This is a genomic window from Pseudomonas sp. MF6767 (assembly GCF_016405475.1).
Lineage (GTDB): Bacteria > Pseudomonadota > Gammaproteobacteria > Pseudomonadales > Pseudomonadaceae > Aquipseudomonas > Aquipseudomonas paracarnis.
The window spans coordinates 11,765-26,713 of sequence record NZ_JAEKCY010000027.1 but is presented as its reverse complement, the minus strand read 5'-3'; the positions used below and the strand labels follow the sequence as shown (position 1 = coordinate 26,713).

Below are 14,949 nucleotides of genomic sequence, written 5' to 3'. Positions count from 1 at the left end.
GCCATACCCTGTGGGAGCCGGGCTTGCCCGCGATAGCGGTGTATCAGGCAACTTTCTGGTGGCTGATACACCGCTATCGCAGGCAAGCCAGCTCCCACACTGGAACTTCATTGGTCTGACGGTTTGGGCTATAGCACCTTATCCAAGATAATCGGAAACTCCCGAACCCGCTTGCCGGTGGCATGGTAAACCGCATTCGCCACCGCCGCCGCCACCCCGACAATGCCGATTTCCCCCACGCCCTTGGACCCGAGCGCATTGACGATCTCGTCGTGCTCTTCGACAAACAGCACGTCAATCTCGCCAATATCGGCGTTCACCGGGATGTGGTACTCGGCCAGACTGTGGTTCATGTAGCGCCCCAGTTCATGGTCGACCTGGGTCTCTTCATGCAGGGCCATGCCAATGCCCCACACCACGCCGCCAAGGATCTGGCTGCGGGCCATCTTGGGGTTGACCACGCGTCCGGCGGCAACGGCGCTGACCACACGGCTGACCTTGATGGTGCCCAGGTCTTCGTCGACCCGCACCTCGACAAACACCGCCGAATGGGTCGCGCAGGCATAGCCCTGGCGCTTCTGGTCCGGCTCGCTGTCAACCTGTGCTTGCAGCACCTCTTCACCGCTGTCCTTGACCAGTTGCGCCAACGACACACTCACATCACCGGCATGCAGTTGGCCCTCTTCAAACCGCACGGCTTCGGCGTCCTTGAACACCGGGTAGGTCTGCCGGGCGACCTGCAACAACTTGGCATTCAGCGCTTCACAGGCTTGCTGCACCGCCGTACCCACCGAGGACACGGTAAACGAGCCGCCCTGCAACGGCGCGGTGGGCAACGACGAATCGCCCAGCACAAAACGCACGTCGGCCATCGCCACGCCGCTGGCCTGGGAGGCGATCTGGGTCATCACCGTGTAGGTGCCAGTGCCAATGTCGGTGGTGGCGCTGCTGACGGTGAGCTTGCCCTGCGCGTCGAGGCGCGCCTTGGCGCTGGCTTTCATCTGCATGGCCTCCCACACGCCGCCGGCCATGCCCCAGCCGATCAGTTGGCGGCCGTCACGCATGCTGCGCGGTTCCGGGTTGCGCTGGTGCCAGCCGAAGCGTTCAGCGCCCTCGCTGTAGCACTCGCGCAGGGCCTTGCTCGACCAGGGTTTGTCTTCGTTCTGGTTACGTTCGGCGTAGTTGATCAGGCGCAATTGCACCGGGTCGATGGCCAGGGCACACGCCAGTTCGTCCATGGCGCACTCCAGGCCGAGCACGCCTAGTGCGGCGCCGGGGGCACGCATGTCCAGCGGGGTAAACACATCCAACGGCGCCAACTTGTACGTCAGTTGCACGTTGTCGCAGTGATAGAGCATGCCGCTCCACTCCACCACGTGCTCGCTGAAATCCTCAAAGCGCGACGTCTGGCCAATCGCGGTATGCCCCAACGCCAGCAAGCGCCCATTGGCGGCGGCGCCCATCTGCAAACGCTGCAAGGTGCGCGGGCGATAGCCGAAGGTGAACATCTGCTGGCGCGTCAGGGTAACGCGCACCGAGCGCTTGAGCGCCATGGCCGCCATCACCGCGAGCGGCAATTGGTATTGCGGGCGTAGGCCCGAACCGAAGGCGCCACCGACGAAAGCGGCGAAGATGCGCACCTGGCGCTTGTCCAGGCCGAAGACTTTTTGCACATAGGCCTGGCAGTTCTGCGGGCCCTGGGTCTTGTCGTGGATATGCAGAGTGCCGTCGGACTGATACAGCACGGTGCTGGCGTGGGGTTCCATCGGGTTGTGATGCTCGATGGGCGTGCTGTAGTGCAGGTCCAGACTGATTGCGGCACCGGCCCATTCAGCCTCGAAGTTGCCTCGCGGTTCGGGTGGGGTCTGGGGCGACGGGTGCGCCGCCGCTTGCTGGGTGAGCAGGTCGGTTTCGAAGGCTTCGGGCGCGTAGTCGATCTGCACCAGCGAGCCGGCGTGCCGCGCCAGTTCGAGGTTATCAGCAATCACCAGGGCCAGGGGCTGGCCGCTGTAGAGCACGCGATCGTTATACAGCGGGCGAAAAGGCGAGCCATCGGCCGCATCGGCATCGGCGAACGCCTCGTCATAGCTGGCGATTTTCGGCCGGTTGAGGTGATGGATCACGTCCACTACACCGGGCAAGGCCAATGCCTTGGACGCATCGATGCGCACCACCCGGCCTTTGGCGATAGTGCTCGACACCACGCTGCCATGCAGCAGGCCGTCCTCGGGAAATTCACCGGCATAGCGCGCTTGGCCGGTGACCTTGAGCAGACCGTCGACGCGGTCCAGGGGTTTGCCGATGGCGCTCATGGCTGTTCTCCTGCGACGGCGGCGTCGCTCAGGGCACGAATGATTGCTCGCCGCGCCAGCTTGACCTTGAAGCCGTTGTGTTCCAACGGTTCGGCGTCTTGCAGCAGGGCGTCGGCGGCGGCGCTGAAGGTTTCGCGGCTGACCGTGCGGCCAATCAGCAAGGCTTCCACTGCGCGGTCACGCCAAGGTTTATGCGCCACACCGCCCAAGGCCAGGCGGGCGTCGATGATTTCATCGCCGTCCAGTTCCAAGGCGGCGGCCACCGAAACCAAGGCAAAGGCATAGGAGGCACGGTCACGGATCTTCAGGTAATGGCTGTGGCGGGCCAGGTGATCGGCGGGCAGCTCAATGGCCGTGATCAGCTCATCGTCGGCCAATTGGTTGTCACGTTGCGGCGCATCGCCTGGCAAGCGATGGAAGTCGGCGAACTCGATCACCCGCGCACCGCCACGTCCCTCTACATGCACCCGCGCCGCAAGCGCCGCCAGGGCCACGCACATGTCCGATGGATGGGTGGCCACGCACTGTTCACTGGCGCCGAGGATCGCATGGATACGGTTCAAACCGTTGCGCGCCGGGCAGCCGCTGCCGGGCTGGCGCTTGTTGCACGGCACCGCGGCGTCGTAGAAGTAATAGCAACGGGTGCGCTGCAACAGGTTGCCGCCGGTACTGGCCATGTTGCGTAACTGCGGGGACGCCCCGGCGAGGATGGCCTGGGACAGCAACGGGTAACGCTGCTCAATGAGTGGGTGCCAGGCCAGGTCTGCGTTACTCACCAGCGCACCGATACGTAGGCCACCCTCGGCGGTCTCTTGAATGTCATGCAGCGGCAAGCCGGTGATGTCGATCAGGTGCTCGGGATGGCTGATGTTTTCCTTCATCAGGTCCAGCAGGTTGGTGCCACCGGCGATAAAGCGCGAGGCGGCGCTGCTCATCTGAACGGCCTGCTGCACATCGGTCGGCCTGCTGTAGTGGAAGGGATTCATGACTCACCTCCCTGGCGACGGCAGGCCGGCAGCGCGTCTTCGATGGCATCGCGGATGTTGTTGTAGGCGCCGCAGCGGCACAGGTTGCCGCTCATCAATTCCTGGATCTGCGCACGGTCGTGGGCGCGGCCTTCATTGGCCAGGCCCACGGCAGAACAGATCTGCCCGGGGGTGCAATAGCCGCACTGGAAAGCGTCGTGCTGGATAAAGGCCTGTTGCATGGGATGCAGTTGGTCGCCGTCGGCCAGGCCTTCGACGGTGGTCAATTCGGCGCCGTCGCACATCACGGCCAGGGTCAGGCAGGCATTCACGCGTTTGCCGTCACGCAACACGGTGCAGGCGCCGCACTGGCCGTGGTCGCAGCCTTTTTTGCTGCCCACCAGGTCCAACTGTTCACGCAGCAAGTCCAGCAAGGTGGTCCAGGGCAACACGTTCAGTTGGCGATCCTGGCCGTTGAGTGTCAGGCGTATCGGGTGGGCGACGAACGGCTGGGCCGCCGCGCCATTGGGGGTCGCGCTCATAAACACCTCACGGGTTGGTGTACGTCCGCGGCGTTCAGAAAAATCGCCGTCTTAGGGGTACGACTTCCCGGGGTTTTGAGCGTTCAAGATGATTGATCAGCGGATATTGAGCTGGGCTTTCAGGGTGTTTTGCGGCGGGTTGATCGAGGTATTGGTGAATTCGAACCAGCCCTGGGCCTGGACGTTCAGGTCGAACACATAGATGTAGCCCATCAAGGTGCCCACGCCGTTGCACGCCTCACTGATGTTGCCGACCTGGCACACCGCTGTGCGTTGCCCATTCAACTCTGCGCCGTTGAAGCGGCCCATGGGGCTGTTGCCCAGGCCCACTTCCATCACCGAGACCTGGGTGGGCCCGCGGTGCTCGCACATCTGGGTGGTGTTGACCCGCTCCGGGATCGCTTCGCTGCAGTTGGCCGATTCCACCTTGAACACCCGCACCTCGCTCAAGGCCGGTGCAGCCGCGCCCCATGCCGGTGCCGCGCCCAGCCACAGGCTGATACTGGCGATCAGAGCTAGACTCCACGGGTTGGCTTTTTTCATGCTGTCGATGACCGGCTGTTGAACGTCGGCGCAGTATGCCTCAAGCCCATGCGCCACACAGCCTCGGCTGCTGGTATGATGCGCCGCTTTTTCCGATCCTCTCTGAAACCACAAGCGTTTGGCGCAGTTTGTGCTTTGACTTAGAGGTCAACAAATCACGACGCACACTAGCGTCACAGGGAGCCGGCATGCTGGAAAAGCTGTTTCAACTCAAAGCCCACAACACCAATGTGCGCACCGAGATTCTCGCGGGGATCACCACCTTCCTGGCCATGGCCTACATCCTGTTCGTGAACCCGAGCATCCTCGGCGAGACCGGCATGGACAAGGGCGCGGTGTTTGTCGCCACCTGCCTGGCGGCGGCCATCGGTTCGACCGTGATGGGCCTGATCGCCAACTACCCGATTGCCCTGGCACCGGGCATGGGCCTCAACGCCTTCTTCACCTACACCGTGGTCCTGCACATGGGCCACACCTGGCAGGTGGCGCTGGGCGCGGTATTCATTTCGGCGGTGCTGTTTTTCCTGCTGTCGATCTTCCGCATTCGTGAGTGGATCATCAACGCCATCCCCCTGCCCCTGCGCTCGGCGATTGCCGCCGGCATCGGCCTGTTCCTGGCGCTGATCGCCCTGCATAACGCCGGTATCGTGGTGAGCAACCCGGCCACCATGGTGGGCCTGGGCGACCTGAAACAACCGGCGCCGATCCTGGCCACCCTGGGTTTCGTGCTGATCGTCGCGCTGGAAGCCCTGGCCGTACGCGGCGCAGTGCTGATCGGCATCCTGGCGGTGACCGTCGCCTCCATCGTCCTGGGCTTCACGCCGTTCATCGGTGTGACCTCGGTACCGCCGTCCCTGGCGCCGACCTTCCTGCAGCTGGATATCAAGGGCGCGCTGGACATCGGCCTGGTCAGCGTGATCTTCGCCTTCCTGTTCGTTGACCTGTTCGACAACTCCGGCACCCTGATCGGCGTCGCCAAGCGCGCCGGCCTGATGGGCAAGGACGGCCATATGCCGAAAATGGGCCGCGCGCTGATTGCCGACAGCACCGCCGCCATGGCCGGCTCCCTGCTGGGCACCTCGACCACCACCAGCTACATCGAATCGGCTGCAGGCGTGAGCGCCGGTGGCCGGACCGGCTTGACCGCCATCGTGGTCGCGATTCTGTTTTTGCTGGCGCTGTTCTTCTCGCCATTGGCCGCCAGCGTGCCGGCCTATGCCACCGCGCCAGCCTTGCTGTTTGTGGCGGTGCTGATGAGCCAAGGCCTGGCCGAAATCGACTGGGACGACATTACGGTGGCAGCGCCGGTGGTGATCACCGCCCTGGCGATGCCCTTCACTTACTCCATCGCCAACGGCATCGCCTTCGGTTTCATCGCCTGGACCGCCATCAAGCTGCTTTCGGGCCGCTACCGTGAGCTGAACCCGGCACTGGTGATCCTGTCGATCCTGTTCGTGATCAAGCTGGGCTGGTTCAACGCATGACTTTTGACGCCGCAAGCTACACCGCTCAACTGCAAGACAAGGTCACGCGCCTGCGTGACCTGCTGGCACCGTTCGACGCGCCCGAGCCGCAGGTCTTCGACTCGCCGCTGCAGCACTTCCGCCTGCGCGCGGAGTTCCGCCTGTGGCGCGAAGGCGGCGAGCGCCACTACGCGATGTTCTCCCAGGAGGACAAGCGCACGCCGATCCTCATCGAAGACTTCCCCATCGCCAGCCAGCGCATCAACCAGTTGATGCCGCAACTCAAGGCCGCCTGGCAAGCCAGCGCTGCCCTGAGCCACAAGCTGTTCCAGGTGGAGTTCCTCACCACCCTGGCCGGCGACGCGATGATCACCCTGTGCTATCACCGCCCGCTGGACGAACATTGGCACACCGCCGCGAACACATTGGCCGCTGAGCTGAATGTGAGCATCATCGGCCGTTCCAAGGGCAAGCGCGATGTGATCGGCCACGACTACGTGGTGGAGAAACTCGACATCGGTGGGCGCACCTTCAGCTATCGCCAACCCGAAGGCGCGTTCACCCAGCCCAACGGCACGGTGAACCAGAAGATGCTCAACTGGGCCTACGAAGCGCTGGGCGATCGCCCGGACGATTTGTTGGAGCTGTACTGCGGCAACGGCAACTTCACCCTGCCGCTGGCGACCCGCGTGCGCAAGGTGCTGGCCACCGAGATCAGCAAGACCTCAGTGAATGCGGCCCTGAGCAACCTGGATGAAAATGGCGTGGATAACGTCAACCTGGTGCGCCTCTCTGCCGAAGAACTCACCCAAGCCCTGAACGAAGTGCGCCCGTTCCGCCGCCTGCACGGCATCGACCTGAAAAGCTACGAGTTCGGTAGCGTCTTCGTCGACCCGCCCCGCGCTGGCATGGACCCGGACACCTGCGAGCTGACCCGGCGCTTCGACAACATCCTGTACATCTCCTGCAACCCGGAGACGCTGGCGGCGAATATCGCGCAACTGCACGACACGCACCGGATCACCCAGTGTGCAATGTTTGACCAGTTCCCGTGGACGCACCATATGGAGTCGGGTGTGTTGCTGACCCGCCGATAAACCTGTGGGTTGTAGGAGCGAGCTTGCTCGCGAAAAACGTCAACGATAACGCGTGCTTCCTGGATGAACGCGGTGCCTGTGGGGTTTTCGCGAGCAAGCTCGCTCCTACTGTTTATTCAAGTGTCTGTTGTCTCTGGGGGCTGCGGTACTTCCTTGCGTGGCCGGCCACCCTTCTTGCCATTGGCCCGGGCCGCTGCGGTCTTGGCCGCGCTGCTTTTGCGACCATTGCGCGATGCCACCAGGCTGGTTGCCAGGTCCATCAGCGGCTGGCTTGTAGCGATCAACCCTGTGATCGAAACATCCAGGTCCTGCGCTTCACAGCTAATCGCCTTGCCACCGAACGTCACTTCCAGTTGCTGGAAATCCTTCTCTGAAAACCCTTCGAACTCCGGCAGGCCAGCCACCGGCAACACAACGCGGCTGCCATCGCTGAAGCCAATGGAGAGGCAATCGTTTTCATAACGTACGTTACTGGCGTTGGCGTACAGGCGTTTCAACCTGCGTCCTCGGGCGATTGCCTTGTCAACGTCGGCTTCAGTGAGAGGTACATAAGGTGTGACTTTGGCTTTTATGATTTTCATAAATTAATCCCCACGCAATCTGGCGCTCTTACCAGATTCAAAATAGTCCGTTGCGCTATGACATCGTGCCTGGCGCTGGCGATGACATAGACGCCGTGTCGAATGACCAATCCTGGAACCAACTCACCAGCGTCCCAATTCCAGGAATGATTCTCCAGGCAAACCGTCTGCAGTTTTTCCCACCAGATCCTGCGTGCCCGCGCCAAGTAGTGCCGCTGCATGATCGCCACGCGTATCTCCTTCAGAAGTGCTGTGGGTGGCCGCCTCCGTTCAGGCTCTACATCCCACAACTCAACTTCCCCATCCAGGAAACTGAAACGAAACCGCGCATCCCATCCCTTGCCCCTGACATGCACATGGGGCGGGCAATGCTCATCCCTGATAAACACCGAAATGACATAGCCTTTGTAAGCACCTACTCTCATCGTAACCCATCCGTTAGGTTATTTTCCGTCAGGTAACAATTTCCCTCTGCACACCCGACAACCGGCTCCTATTCCCGAAGCTGATTCACAGATTAGTAACCACAAAAAAACCGGCGAATGCCGGGTTGTAACCAGTGATGCCAACGACTGGAACGACCCGGCCAATGCTCGAAAGTCCGCCTCGTTCAGCAACCTCGCGCAATACTTCAACCGAATGCACATCAGCCGGTGATCCAGCAATTGCATTGATTAAACGTTCGATCACCGAACAGATCCGCAGCCATCCATTGACCAAATTAACCAACCAGTACATTTTGACTCCACAACCAATAAGAACTGTGGAGAAGCCTCTATGCCGCCCATTGTGCTGGTGCTCAACGGCCCCAATCTCAACCTGCTCGGCACCCGCGAGCCTGCCACTTATGGCCATGAAACCCTGGCCGACATTGCCGCCCTGTGTGGTCGCAGCGCCGACAAGCTCGGGCTGAAGATCGAGTTTCGCCAGACCAACCACGAGGGCGAATTGCTCGACTGGATCCACGGCGCCCGCAACCGCTGCGCGGGTATTGTGATCAACCCGGCCGCCTGGACTCACACTTCGGTCGCGATCCGCGATGCCCTGGTGGCCAGTGAAGTGCCGGTGATCGAAGTGCATTTATCCAACGTGCATGCCCGTGAAGCCTTTCGTCATCACTCGTTTGTGTCACCGATCGCCCAGGCCGTGCTGGCCGGGTTTGGCAGCCATGGCTACCACCTGGCACTGAAACATTTCAGCCTGACGCTGAAGGGACGCACGTGATGAAACCACGCATTCTCGCTGGCCTGATCGGCGCCGGCATCCAGGCCTCACGCACACCGGCACTGCATGAGCAGGAAGGCGACGCCCAGGGCTTGCGCTACCTGTATCGCCTGATCGACCTGGAGCCGCTGCACCTGGACCTCAACGCCCTGCCGGAATTACTACGGGCCGCCGAGCTGATGCACTTCACCGGTTTGAACATTACTTACCCGTGCAAGCAGGCGATTCTGCCGTTGCTCGATGAGCTCTCCGATGAGGCCAGGGGTATAGGTGCGGTCAACACCGTGGTGTTCAAGGGCGGCAAACGCATCGGTCATAACACCGACTGCCTGGGGTTCGCCGAAGGTTTTCGGCGCAACTTGCACAACGTACCGCGCCAACGCGTGGTGCAGATGGGCGCCGGTGGTGCGGGCGCGGCAGTGGCCCATGCACTGTTGGCAGAAGGCGTGGAGCACTTGAGCATCTTCGATGTCGACCGCACTCGCGCCCAGAACCTTGTTGATAGCCTTGCCCAGCAGTTCGGCGTCGGTCGCGCTCAGGTCGGCAGCCACTTGGAAAGCGCCATGGCCGAGGCCGATGGCCTGGTGAACACCACGCCGATGGGCATGGCCAAGCTGCCCGGCACGCCTGTGCCTGCGGCGTTGTTGCGGGCTGAATTGTGGGTGGCGGAAATTGTGTACTTCCCGCTGGAAACCCAACTGCTGCGCGACGCGCGCGCCTTGGGTTGCCGTACCCTGGATGGCGGCAATATGGCGGTGTTTCAGGCGGTGAAGGCGTTTGAGTTGTTCAGCGGCGAAGTGGCGGATGCAGACAGGATGCTGGCGCACTTCCAGAGCATGAATATCTAGGGATGCAACCCCATCATGATCGTTCCCACGCTCTGCGTGGAAACGCCTCACGTGACGCTCCGCGTCACGACTTTGACAGCAGACGCAGAGCGTCCATGTCGGCATTCCCACGCAGAGCGTGGGAACGATCAGTTCTCAGGCTTGCAGGTAGCGCAACACCGACTCGCAAATCATCTCCCGATGGCGCTGCTTGATCGCCTCATCCGACAGTTCGATCTGGAAAATCTCGCTGAACGTGTGCCGGTTGGACACCCGGTAGAAACTGAACGAGTTGATCAGCAAGTGCACATCCAGCGGCTCCAGCCCTTCGCGAAACAGCCCCAACTCAGCCCCGCGGCGCAGGGTCTCCCCCAACCCTTCCAGGATTTTGCTGTTCATCGCCTTGATGGTGTCGGTGCGCTTGACGTACTCGGCGTTGTGGATATTTTCGATGCTGACGATGCGCACGAAATCCACATTCTGGTCGTGGTGATCGAAGGTAAATTCCACCAACCGGCGGATCGCCTCACGCGGCTCCAGGGCGGTGAGGTTCATGCGCGTTTCAGTGTTGCGGATATCACCGTAGAGCTTCTCCAGCACCTCGACGTATAGCTGCTCCTTGCTGCCGAAGTAGTAATAGATCATGCGCTTGGAGGTATGGATGCGCTCGGCGATGGCGTCTACGCGAGCGCCGGCCAGGCCCTGTTGAACAAACTCGACAATGGCTTCCTGGAGAATATTCTCCCGGGTCTTTTCCGGATTGTTCTTGCGACTCTTGCGCGGTGCGTCAGCTACCGCGGGGAGATCGGGACTCGAGGTCATGGTGCGCTCACGGCCATTGTTGTGCAGGCGCTGATTATGGGCCGCGGCGCTCCCCGAAGGAAGCACCTGCCTTGCGGTTATAGCCGAGCCTGGCGTACCGCCCCACTGCGCGACTTGGCCATCGCCGCCAGACGCACCGCCACGTTGGCAGCGCCATAGCCGGCATAGCCATTCTTGCGCTGGATGATCTCGAAGAAAAACCGCCCCTCGAACGCCTCGGTGTACACATGAAACAACTCACCGCCCTGGGCGTCGCGGTCGTACAGCACGTTGTAATACGCCAACTCACTGAGGAACTCATCGTCGAAATCGAAGCGTGCCGCCAGGTCGTCGTAATAGTTGAGCGGGATATCCAGCAACGGCACACCGGCTTCTTTGGCCCGGCGTACCTCGGCGAAAATATCCGCGCAATCGAAGGCAATGTGGTGCACGCCCGAACCGCGATAGCTGGAGAGCGCGTGGGAAATCGCGGTGTTGCGGTTTTCGGAGATGTTCAGCGGCAGACGGATCGAGCTGCAGCGGCTACGCAACGCACGGCTTTTCACCAGGCCGTAAGGGTCGGGCAGCACCACTTCATCGTCGGCTTCAAAATCCAGCAGGCTCTTATAAAACAATACCCAACTGTCGAGGCTGTCGGCCGGCAAGGCCATGGCCATGTGGTCGATGCGCAACAAGCCGCCGCTAGCGGGTGCGGCCGTTTGCAGGTTGAAATCGGTGTCGTACAGCCCGCCTTCGCTGGGGTCGACCAGGTAAATCAGGCTGCCATCCGGTGCACGCACGGCGGCCAATTCCAGCTCGTTGGGGCCGACCAGGCCGCGATAAGGCTGGCCCTTGTAGGCCACCGCCCGCTCCAGGGCCTTGGCACTGTCCTTGACCCGAATTGCCGTGGCGCACAGCGACGAGCCGTGGGCCTCGAAAAAGTTGTGGGCGAAGGAATAGGGTTCGCAGTTGAGGATCAGGTTGATGTCCCCCTGGCGCAACAGGCTCACATTCTTGGAGCGATGCTGGCCGGCCCTGGCGAAACCCAGGCGCTCCAACCAGTGGGTCAGTTTGGCGCCGAGGCTCTCATCCACGGCAAATTCAAGAAACTCGATACCGTCGTATTCGCTGGCCGCCGGAGTTTCAAACAGGATATCCACGTGCGCAGCGGGGGCTTCTTGCGCCAGGCGCTGGCGGGTTTTTTCTTCCAGGTACAACAGTGACCGCAAGCCATCCGCCGCATTCGCGCGGGTCGGCGCAGCGCGGAAACCGTCATTGAAAATTTCCAGGGACAACGGCCCGGTGTAGCCACTCTGGATGATCGGCGCGAGAAAGCCCGCCAGGTCAAATTCGCCCTGGCCTGGGAAGCAGCGGAAATGCCGGCTCCACTCCAGCACATCCATGGCCAGGATCGGCGCGTCGGCCATTTGCACAAAGAAAATTTTGTCGCCGGGGATCTGCGCGATGCCACTCGGGTCGCCCTTGAGCGACAAGGTGTGAAAGCTGTCGAGCAACACGCCCAGGCTTGGGTGATCGACCTGGCGCACCAGGTTCCACACCTGTTGCCAGGTGTTCACATGCTTGCCCCAGGCCAACGCTTCATAGCCGATGCGCAGGCCGCGCTTGCCCGCATGTTCGGCCAGCAGGCTCAGGTCATCGAGCAGAATGCGTTCGTCGCCCACGCTGTCGGCCGAGGCGTTGCTGCACACCAATACCAGATCGGTGCCCAGCTCCTGCATCAAGTCAAACTTGCGTTCGGCACGCTCCAGATTGCGTGCCAGGCGATCACGGCGGCAGCCTTCGAAGTCGCGAAACGGCTGGAACAGGGTGATGGCGATGCCGAGGTCGGCGCACATCTGCCGGACTTCCCGAGGGCTGCCGTCGTAATACAACAAGTCGTTCTCAAAGATCTCCACCCCATCAAACCCGGCGGCGGCGATGGCTTCGAGTTTTTCCGGCAGGGTGCCGCTCAAGGACACAGTGGCAATAGAACGTTGCATGGAAGACTCCCGGCAATTGTTGTTTGTGGCAAATTATTCGCCCCCAGCCTACAGGCAGCAATTAAAATGTACGAACCGGTTAGTTTTTGGTGCGATTATCGAACACTAAGCCTCTTTGGCGAATTGACGACTTTTTAACCACTGCGCACCATCGACCGGGCAATTCGCTCACGCAACAAAGACCCAGAACACACCATAAGAATTTCAAAAAACGGGTACAAACCTCATGCCTCTGCAAAATTCAGCCCTGGCCGCGCGCCCGGGCAACCCGCACGCCGGCATCGGCGACAAGATCCGCGGTGCCCTGGCCGTGGGTAAAACGCGCTGGGGCATGCTGGCCCTGGTGTTCTTTGCCACCACCTTGAACTACATCGACCGCGCCGCCCTGGGCGTGATGCAACCGATCCTCGCCAAGGAAATGAGCTGGACGGCGATGGACTACGCCAACATCAACTTCTGGTTCCAGGTCGGCTACGCCATCGGCTTTGTGCTGCAAGGCCGCCTGATTGACCGGGTTGGCGTCAAGCGCGTGTTCTTCTGCGCCGTGCTGCTATGGAGCCTGGCCACCGGCGCTCATGGCCTGGCCACCTCGGCGGTCGGCTTTATGGTCTGCCGGTTTGTCCTCGGGCTGACCGAAGCCGCCAACTACCCGGCCTGCGTCAAGACCACACGCTTGTGGTTCCCGGCGGGTGAACGGGCAGTGGCCACCGGCATCTTCAACGCCGGCACCAACGTCGGCGCGATGATGACGCCCATGCTGCTGCCGTTGATCCTGCACGTGTGGGGCTGGCAGGCAGCGTTCCTGTGCATGTCGGCACTCGGCGGTATCTGGCTGGTGCTCTGGGGCTTGAAGTACTACAACCCGGAAGACCACCCCACCGTTAAACAATCCGAACTGGACTACGTGCAACAGGAAGTCGAGCCGGAACAACCCCGCGTGCCGTTCAGCCGCATCCTGCGCATGCGCGGCACCTGGGCCTTCGCCCTTGCCTACTCGCTCACTGCGCCGGTGTTCTGGTTCTACCTGTATTGGCTGCCGCCGTTCTTGAACCAGCAATACAACCTGGGCATCAACGTGACCCAGATGGGCATTCCGCTGATCATCATTTACCTCACCGCCGACTTTGGCAGCGTGGGCGGCGGGATCCTGTCGTCATTCCTGATCGGCCGTGGGATGAACTCGATCAAGGCGCGGCTGTTGTCGATGTTGCTGTTCGCCTGCTGCATCGTCGGCGTAATCATGGCGGCCGGCTCCAGCCAGCTGTGGGTCGCGGTGTTCGCCATCTCCCTGGCCATCGGCGCGCATCAGGCCTGGACCGCCAACATCTGGAGCCTGGTGATGGACTACACGCCCAAGCACATGATGAGCACGGTGTTCGGTTTCGGCGGCATGTGCGCGGCCATCGGCGGCATGTTCATGACCCAGATCGTCGGCCATATCCTCACGGTGACCAACAACAACTACACGGTGTTGTTCACCCTGATCCCGGCGATGTACTTCATCGCACTGGTGTGGATGTACTTCATGGCGCCGCGCAAGATCCCCACGGTAGACGTTTAACTAACGCCGCCGCTGCTGCCAGGCAGCGGCCAACCCGCTCATGCAGATCACCCCGATACCCACCACCGTGGTCATATCGGGGGTATGGCTGAACACCAGCCAGCCCAACAACCCCGCAAACACGATCTGGCAATAGCCAAACGGCGCCAGCAAGGCCGGCGCCGCGAAGCGGAACGCCTGGGTGAGCATCAGGTGCGCGGTCATCCCGCAGGTGCCCAGCGCCAGCATCATCACCGCGTGCCACAACGTCGGCACTTGCCAGAAGAACGGCACCATCGCACTCATCACCAAGGTGTTGCACAGGCCGGCGAAGAAGTTGCTGGTAGTCGGGCTGTCGTATTGGCTGAGGATGCGCGTGAGCAACTGGTAGAAGCAGAAGAACAGCGCCGAGCACAGCGGCAGCAGTACCGCCGGGGTAAACAGCTCGCCGCCGGGGTGGATAATGATCACCACGCCGATAAACCCGCAGATCACCGCCAGCCACTGGCCACGGGTCACGTGCTCACCGAGCAACGGCACCGACAGCGCCGTCACCAGGATCGGCGCAAGGAAGTTAACCGCTGTAGCTTCGGCCAACGGGATGTAATGCAGCGCTGTGGTGAAGAACAGGCTGGTGCCCAACAGGCATAACGCCCGCACCACCTGCATGCCCGGCCGCTTGCTGCGCAACACGCGCAAGCCCGATTGCGGCAGGAAGATCCCGGCCATCAGCAAGGTGTGCACCATGTACCGCGCCCACACCACCATCACGATCGGGTAAAACCCGGCCAGGTATTTGGACAAGGCGTCGTGGCTGGAGAACACGAACGTCGCCAGCACAATCAGCAGGATGCCTTTGAACGGATGGTTGACGCCGGAGAGCGGGGTACTGACAGTCATTGAATTCTCTTGTGTGGCGAGCGGGACGCTGAGCGCTGAACCAAGTCGCGCTCAACCCGGTAATCTAGCAGCCGGGCCGGAGTCTGCCCCAAGAGCATAACCAAACACTGGGCGAACAGCGCACTAAATCGATGGATCCGAGTCCAACGCTGCA

The 14,949-nt window shown here is 61.5% G+C and carries 15 protein-coding genes; 5 read left to right on the top strand and 10 right to left on the bottom strand.

What is annotated here, in order from left to right:
- Positions 1 to 128: 128 nt before the first annotated feature.
- From JFT58_RS27285 to JFT58_RS27270, 4 genes are all read right to left on the bottom strand, one after another.
- A complete protein-coding gene (locus tag JFT58_RS27285; RefSeq protein WP_054896160.1) occupies positions 129 to 2,312 on the bottom strand; it encodes a xanthine dehydrogenase family protein molybdopterin-binding subunit in 2,184 nt (727 codons plus the stop codon).
- The gene (locus JFT58_RS27280; RefSeq protein WP_020301733.1) at positions 2,309 to 3,298 is read right to left on the bottom strand and encodes an FAD binding domain-containing protein; all 990 of its coding nucleotides are present in this window, start codon (positions 3,296 to 3,298) and stop codon (positions 2,309 to 2,311) included. Before JFT58_RS27280 ends, JFT58_RS27285 begins: the two co-directional genes overlap by 4 nt.
- Positions 3,295 to 3,819, bottom strand: a complete 525-nt coding sequence (locus tag JFT58_RS27275; protein WP_054896161.1) for a (2Fe-2S)-binding protein — start codon at positions 3,817 to 3,819, stop codon at positions 3,295 to 3,297. The genes JFT58_RS27280 and JFT58_RS27275 overlap by 4 nt, the downstream gene beginning before the upstream one ends.
- A 96-nt stretch (positions 3,820 to 3,915) precedes the next feature.
- Entirely contained in the window at positions 3,916 to 4,362 is a 447-nt protein-coding gene (locus JFT58_RS27270; protein ID WP_034127050.1) for a DUF4879 domain-containing protein, read from the bottom strand.
- Between the two features lie 188 nt (positions 4,363 to 4,550).
- Here JFT58_RS27270 and JFT58_RS27265 point away from each other — a divergent pair, with 188 nt between their 5' ends.
- Both JFT58_RS27265 and trmA read left to right on the top strand, forming a co-directional pair.
- Positions 4,551 to 5,846, top strand: coding sequence for an NCS2 family permease (locus JFT58_RS27265; RefSeq protein ID WP_003194342.1), 1,296 nt, complete (start codon positions 4,551 to 4,553; stop codon positions 5,844 to 5,846).
- Positions 5,843 to 6,922 carry a tRNA (uridine(54)-C5)-methyltransferase TrmA gene (gene trmA, locus JFT58_RS27260; RefSeq protein WP_054896162.1) on the top strand — a complete coding sequence of 360 codons (1,080 nt, stop codon included), beginning with the start codon at positions 5,843 to 5,845 and terminating at the stop codon, positions 6,920 to 6,922. Before JFT58_RS27265 ends, trmA begins: the two co-directional genes overlap by 4 nt.
- A 116-nt stretch (positions 6,923 to 7,038) precedes the next feature.
- Here the strand turns inward: trmA and JFT58_RS27255 are convergent, their stop codons facing one another.
- The 3 genes from JFT58_RS27255 to JFT58_RS27245 form a co-directional block, all read right to left on the bottom strand.
- Positions 7,039 to 7,503 (bottom strand): DUF2442 domain-containing protein, encoded by a 465-nt coding sequence (locus JFT58_RS27255; protein ID WP_034126939.1) that lies wholly within the window; start codon positions 7,501 to 7,503, stop codon positions 7,039 to 7,041.
- On the bottom strand, positions 7,500 to 7,928 hold the full coding sequence (locus JFT58_RS27250) for a DUF4160 domain-containing protein (protein WP_054896163.1): 429 nt from the start codon (positions 7,926 to 7,928) through the stop codon (positions 7,500 to 7,502). The genes JFT58_RS27255 and JFT58_RS27250 overlap by 4 nt, the downstream gene beginning before the upstream one ends.
- 85 nt (positions 7,929 to 8,013) lie before the next feature.
- Positions 8,014 to 8,241, bottom strand: coding sequence for a hypothetical protein (locus JFT58_RS27245; RefSeq protein ID WP_127881444.1), 228 nt, complete (start codon positions 8,239 to 8,241; stop codon positions 8,014 to 8,016).
- Positions 8,242 to 8,280: 39 nt separating this feature from the next.
- On the opposite strand from JFT58_RS27245, the gene aroQ reads away from it, so the two are divergent.
- Together aroQ and JFT58_RS27235 are read left to right on the top strand one after the other, a co-directional pair.
- A complete protein-coding gene (gene aroQ, locus JFT58_RS27240) occupies positions 8,281 to 8,727 on the top strand; it encodes a type II 3-dehydroquinate dehydratase (protein WP_054896164.1) in 447 nt (148 codons plus the stop codon).
- On the top strand, positions 8,727 to 9,575 hold the full coding sequence (locus tag JFT58_RS27235) for a shikimate dehydrogenase (RefSeq protein WP_054896165.1): 849 nt from the start codon (positions 8,727 to 8,729) through the stop codon (positions 9,573 to 9,575). The genes aroQ and JFT58_RS27235 overlap by 1 nt, the downstream gene beginning before the upstream one ends.
- Before the next feature lie 135 nt (positions 9,576 to 9,710).
- On the opposite strand, the gene JFT58_RS27230 is transcribed toward JFT58_RS27235, so the two are convergent.
- A complete protein-coding gene (locus JFT58_RS27230; protein ID WP_054896166.1) occupies positions 9,711 to 10,376 on the bottom strand; it encodes a TetR/AcrR family transcriptional regulator in 666 nt (221 codons plus the stop codon).
- A 77-nt stretch (positions 10,377 to 10,453) separates the two neighbouring features.
- Positions 10,454 to 12,355 (bottom strand): 3-dehydroshikimate dehydratase QuiC, encoded by a 1,902-nt coding sequence (gene quiC / locus JFT58_RS27225; RefSeq protein WP_054896167.1) that lies wholly within the window; start codon positions 12,353 to 12,355, stop codon positions 10,454 to 10,456.
- A gap of 226 nt (positions 12,356 to 12,581) precedes the next feature.
- Between quiC and JFT58_RS27220 the strand changes: the two genes are divergently transcribed.
- Positions 12,582 to 13,916 (top strand): MFS transporter, encoded by a 1,335-nt coding sequence (locus JFT58_RS27220; RefSeq protein ID WP_014720038.1) that lies wholly within the window; start codon positions 12,582 to 12,584, stop codon positions 13,914 to 13,916.
- Here JFT58_RS27220 and JFT58_RS27215 read toward each other — a convergent pair whose 3' ends face one another.
- Positions 13,917 to 14,795: a DMT family transporter gene (locus JFT58_RS27215; RefSeq protein ID WP_198834790.1), complete on the bottom strand. Its 879-nt coding sequence runs from the start codon at positions 14,793 to 14,795 to the stop codon at positions 13,917 to 13,919.
- Positions 14,796 to 14,949 lie beyond the last annotated feature (154 nt).

Excerpts from the sequence above, each read along its gene's own strand:
- JFT58_RS27275 (WP_054896161.1), bottom strand. The coding sequence starts at position 3,819 with ATGAGCGCGACCCCCAATGGCGCGGCGGCCCAGCCGTTCGTCGCCCAC.
- quiC (WP_054896167.1), bottom strand. The coding sequence starts at position 12,355 with ATGCAACGTTCTATTGCCACTGTGTCCTTGAGCGGCACCCTGCCGGAA.
- trmA (WP_054896162.1), top strand. The coding sequence starts at position 5,843 with ATGACTTTTGACGCCGCAAGCTACACCGCTCAACTGCAAGACAAGGTC.
- JFT58_RS27215 (WP_198834790.1), bottom strand. The coding sequence starts at position 14,795 with ATGACTGTCAGTACCCCGCTCTCCGGCGTCAACCATCCGTTCAAAGGC.
- JFT58_RS27280 (WP_020301733.1), bottom strand. The coding sequence starts at position 3,298 with ATGAATCCCTTCCACTACAGCAGGCCGACCGATGTGCAGCAGGCCGTT.
- JFT58_RS27235 (WP_054896165.1), top strand. The coding sequence starts at position 8,727 with ATGAAACCACGCATTCTCGCTGGCCTGATCGGCGCCGGCATCCAGGCC.
- JFT58_RS27220 (WP_014720038.1), top strand. The coding sequence starts at position 12,582 with ATGCCTCTGCAAAATTCAGCCCTGGCCGCGCGCCCGGGCAACCCGCAC.
- JFT58_RS27250 (WP_054896163.1), bottom strand. The coding sequence starts at position 7,928 with ATGAGAGTAGGTGCTTACAAAGGCTATGTCATTTCGGTGTTTATCAGG.
- JFT58_RS27230 (WP_054896166.1), bottom strand. The coding sequence starts at position 10,376 with ATGACCTCGAGTCCCGATCTCCCCGCGGTAGCTGACGCACCGCGCAAG.
- JFT58_RS27285 (WP_054896160.1), bottom strand. The coding sequence starts at position 2,312 with ATGAGCGCCATCGGCAAACCCCTGGACCGCGTCGACGGTCTGCTCAAG.
- JFT58_RS27245 (WP_127881444.1), bottom strand. The coding sequence starts at position 8,241 with ATGTACTGGTTGGTTAATTTGGTCAATGGATGGCTGCGGATCTGTTCG.
- aroQ (WP_054896164.1), top strand. The coding sequence starts at position 8,281 with ATGCCGCCCATTGTGCTGGTGCTCAACGGCCCCAATCTCAACCTGCTC.
- JFT58_RS27270 (WP_034127050.1), bottom strand. The coding sequence starts at position 4,362 with ATGAAAAAAGCCAACCCGTGGAGTCTAGCTCTGATCGCCAGTATCAGC.
- JFT58_RS27255 (WP_034126939.1), bottom strand. The coding sequence starts at position 7,503 with ATGAAAATCATAAAAGCCAAAGTCACACCTTATGTACCTCTCACTGAA.
- JFT58_RS27265 (WP_003194342.1), top strand. The coding sequence starts at position 4,551 with ATGCTGGAAAAGCTGTTTCAACTCAAAGCCCACAACACCAATGTGCGC.